Here is a 3,297-nt window from a genome sequence, read left to right on the forward strand (position 1 = left end):
CGCTTTTTTACGAGTGCCTTCAGCGCATCAGGGGAAACATCCTTATCAGTCCCATGCTCAATGAGCAATTCGTTCAACCAAGAAGTTACTGCCTCACTCTGTGGCATCACGATAGCATGTCGCAATGGCAAGACGCTCCTGGGTTGCCTTGCACTTCGCCAGAGCAAACAAGCTCTTTCTCACTTCCTCATTCTTCTGCTGGGGAGCAGGGTATACCGAAGGTTCCAGGTACATTGCATGAATTGGGCAGGCATCCACACTGAGGTGGCAACCATCCTAACATTTAGCGAAATCCATCTGTCCATTTTCGGTATCGGTTGCACCTGTTGGACGGGCGGACAGACACCATCCTTGGTGCAGAGGGAAGTAGTTCTTGCAACCTGCATCAGATGGCCTCCTTCTGGATGGGGTGGATCTTGAAACTGGGAACTTTACTGATTGGGCAAGGGGAAGGAGGATTATCCCCTCCATAGATAAAGCCACAAATCTCACACACCCATACATTGGTGTTTTCAAGCAGTGCACTGCCATGCTTCCCTTACCGCATCATAAATGTCTTCAGGAGCTTGGAAGCCTTCCCACCCCAGGGCAGTACTTGCTTTACCCTCTGTCATCGGTTTTCTCTGCCGCATTGCAAGCTTCTGCATAGCCCCAGACAAATCTGCATTGATTGCAGCAAGGCGGATCTGGTAATCCTGTTCCTTCTTTGTAGCATGGTGAATGCCATGATACGAATCGAGTGTCCCGGACAGGGACGCTTCCTCACTTCTGTGTTGTTTGCTACATGCTTTTTGTAAATTGGAACAGAGAGCTCCAGGTTCCTCGCATGACATCTGTCTCATAGCATCATCATCTTCCTTGTCTCATGTCCATGCCGGTTTTTTGGTAAAAGACTCCAAAAGTTTCAAGTCACTCCTTTTCCTGGATATTATTTTTACCCGAAACAATCTAGACACGTGTATGGTTTGCATGCCTCCTGGCAAGGGTGAAGAAAACTGCAAGAAAACTGCATCTGATGACGATTTTTCGGAATATGAAGGTTTGCAATATCCATACTTTCTCCATGAAACACAGAGAAATTGGACAAGCAATCAAAGAACTCAGACAACAGAAAAACATGACACAGGAAGAACTCATAGAGAGAGCTGACCTCTCTCGAAGCCAGCTCTATTACATTGAATCAGGGAGGCGGACACCCCGCCTTCCCACAATCAACAGTATTTGCGCCGCACTCGGACTTTCATTTCTCGAGTTTGTACACTATCTCTATCATTACTCCCCTACCTCTTCAACGCCAAGCATCTCATCAATGGATGCACCAGGGGCAACCATCGGATAGACCTTGTCGTCGACCGGGATCTCACAGTCGATCAACACAGCCTCACCCAAATCCAGTGCCGCCTGCAGAATCGGCTTTGGATCATCAGTCTTGCTGATACGCATTCCCTTCACCCCATAGGCTTCCGCAAGTTTCAGCCAATCGATGGGGGTATCGAGAGTGGTCTCACTGTAACGTCGGTCGAAAAAGAGCGTCTGCCACTGACGTACCATGCCCAGCGTCTGGTTGTTCATCAGGAGAATGATAATCGGTAGCCGATACCGTGCAATGGTAGCCAGTTCATTGCAGTTCATCTTGAAACTGCCATCCCCTGCGACATTGACGACGCGTGCATCAGGATTGGCTACCTGTGCACCGATAGCAGCTCCTGTCCCATAGCCCATGGTTCCAAGCCCACCACTGGTGAGGAAATGACCGGGCTGGATGTGCTTGAGGAACTGCGCCGCCCACATCTGATGCTGACCGACCTCGGTCACTGCGAAGAACCCTTCAGGGATTACGCTCTGTAGTGCTTTCAGTATCTCCTTGGAGCGGGCACTCTCATTGTCCACCCGGATCGGGTACCGCTTCTTGTACTCAGCAACCTGCTCCATCCATTTCGTATGCGTCATGGGATTCACTATCCGGTTGTTCAGCTCATTCAGTACTACTTTCAGGTCCCCGATCAAGTGACAGTAGGTCTTGATATTCTTGTCTATTTCAGCCGGGTCCACATCGATGTGGATGATCTTGGCATTCTTCGCAAATGCGCTGGCTTTGCTGACAACCCGGTCACTGAAGCGAGCACCGATTACCACCAGAAGATCACAGGCGGAAACACTCATGTTAGAGACTTTCGTCCCATGCATACCTACCAAACCGGTAAAACGAGGGCTGAGGGAGCTCACGGCCCCTACACCCATCAGGGAAGTACAGGCAGGGCTGTCGATGTTCTCAAGGAACCGGGAGAGCTCTTCACTCGCCTTGGCCCTGATCACACCACCACCGACATAACACATCGGCCGATGGGCTTGCTTGATCAGCTGCAAAGCCTGTTCCATGCTCTTCTCACTCAGTCTTTCGGTACGAGGGCGCAAGGCCTCGATCGACTGGGGTGAGAAATCAGCGGTATAGACTGTCACATCCTTCGGAACATCGATCAGGACAGGGCCAGGCCTGCCATCCTGAGCAATCCTGAAGGCAGTGCGTATGGTCTCAGCCAAGTCAGCTACATCCTTCACGATGAAGTTGTGCTTGGTGATCGGCATGGTGATGCCGGTTATATCCACTTCCTGGAAACTGTCCTTGCCCAGAAGGGGGACGGCCACATTCCCGGTGAAAGCAACGATTGGGACACTGTCCATGTAGGCAGTGGCAATACCGGTGACAAGGTTGGTCGCCCCTGGCCCGCTGGTTGCCATACATACCCCGACCTTTCCGGTGCTGCGTGCATACCCATCTGCAGCATGGGCAGCACCCTGCTCATGGCTTGTCAGGATATGGCGGATCCGGCTTTGATTCTGATAGAGGGCATCGTACAGGGGCAATACTGATCCTCCGGGAAAGCCAAAAACAGTATCCACACCCTGTTCGATCAGACATTCTATGATAATTTGTGCTCCAGTCATCTGCATGGTAGATTCTCCTCTTTGTGTATCATTTCTTGAAGACAGCCCCGGTGGAAGCACTGGTTACCTGCTTGGCATAGCGTGCCAAATACCCGGTGGTAATTGGCGGTTCCTTGCAGACCCACTGCTTCTTCCGTTCAAGAAGCGTCTTCTCATCGACCAGCAAGCTGAGCTCACCCCTTGGTATATCAATGCTGATCATATCACCTTCCTGGACGAGGGAGATCGGTCCTCCCTCCGCAGCCTCAGGGCTGACATGTCCGATGGAAGCCCCCCGGGTGGCACCACTGAAACGGCCATCGGTGATCAAGGCAACATCCTTGTCCAGGTTCATACCGGCAATGGCACTGG

General features: G+C 51.5%; 6 protein-coding genes. 1 reads left to right on the forward strand and 5 read right to left on the reverse strand.

The window, feature by feature from the left end:
- Positions 1 to 93: 93 nt before the first annotated feature.
- The 3 genes from AB7S66_RS12135 to AB7S66_RS12145 all read right to left on the reverse strand — a co-directional run bounded on the left by AB7S66_RS12135 (position 94) and on the right by AB7S66_RS12145 (position 842).
- A complete protein-coding gene (locus AB7S66_RS12135) occupies positions 94 to 258 on the reverse strand; it encodes a hypothetical protein (protein ID WP_428520365.1) in 165 nt (54 codons plus the stop codon).
- A gap of 127 nt (positions 259 to 385) precedes the next feature.
- On the reverse strand, positions 386 to 496 hold the full coding sequence (locus tag AB7S66_RS12140) for a rubredoxin-like domain-containing protein (protein ID WP_428520367.1): 111 nt from the start codon (positions 494 to 496) through the stop codon (positions 386 to 388).
- Positions 497 to 512: 16 nt separating this feature from the next.
- Positions 513 to 842 (reverse strand): hypothetical protein, encoded by a 330-nt coding sequence (locus tag AB7S66_RS12145; RefSeq protein ID WP_428520369.1) that lies wholly within the window; start codon positions 840 to 842, stop codon positions 513 to 515.
- Positions 843 to 1,063: 221 nt separating this feature from the next.
- On the opposite strand from AB7S66_RS12145, the gene AB7S66_RS12150 reads away from it, so the two are divergent.
- Complete coding sequence (locus tag AB7S66_RS12150; protein ID WP_428520371.1) at positions 1,064 to 1,339, forward strand: helix-turn-helix domain-containing protein; 276 nt, start codon at positions 1,064 to 1,066, stop codon at positions 1,337 to 1,339.
- Here the strand turns inward: AB7S66_RS12150 and ilvB are convergent.
- The gene (ilvB, locus tag AB7S66_RS12155; RefSeq protein ID WP_428520373.1) at positions 1,273 to 2,952 is read right to left on the reverse strand and encodes a biosynthetic-type acetolactate synthase large subunit; all 1,680 of its coding nucleotides are present in this window, start codon (positions 2,950 to 2,952) and stop codon (positions 1,273 to 1,275) included. The two genes, AB7S66_RS12150 and ilvB, sit on opposite strands and share 67 nt — an antisense overlap.
- A gap of 22 nt (positions 2,953 to 2,974) precedes the next feature.
- Positions 2,975 to 3,297: dihydroxy-acid dehydratase (locus tag AB7S66_RS12160; RefSeq protein WP_428520375.1), on the reverse strand; the 323-nt coding region annotated here is incomplete at its 5' end.

The organism is Sphaerochaeta sp. (assembly GCF_050178175.1).
In the GTDB taxonomy this organism is placed as follows: Bacteria; Spirochaetota; Spirochaetia; order Sphaerochaetales; family Sphaerochaetaceae; genus Sphaerochaeta.

What these genes read in the sequence shown, in the direction of transcription:
- AB7S66_RS12145 (WP_428520369.1), bottom strand. Translation starts at nt 842, where the DNA reads ATGAGACAGATGTCATGCGAGGAACCTGGAGCTCTCTGTTCCAATTTA.
- AB7S66_RS12150 (WP_428520371.1), top strand. Translation starts at nt 1,064, where the DNA reads ATGAAACACAGAGAAATTGGACAAGCAATCAAAGAACTCAGACAACAG.
- ilvB (WP_428520373.1), bottom strand. Translation starts at nt 2,952, where the DNA reads ATGCAGATGACTGGAGCACAAATTATCATAGAATGTCTGATCGAACAG.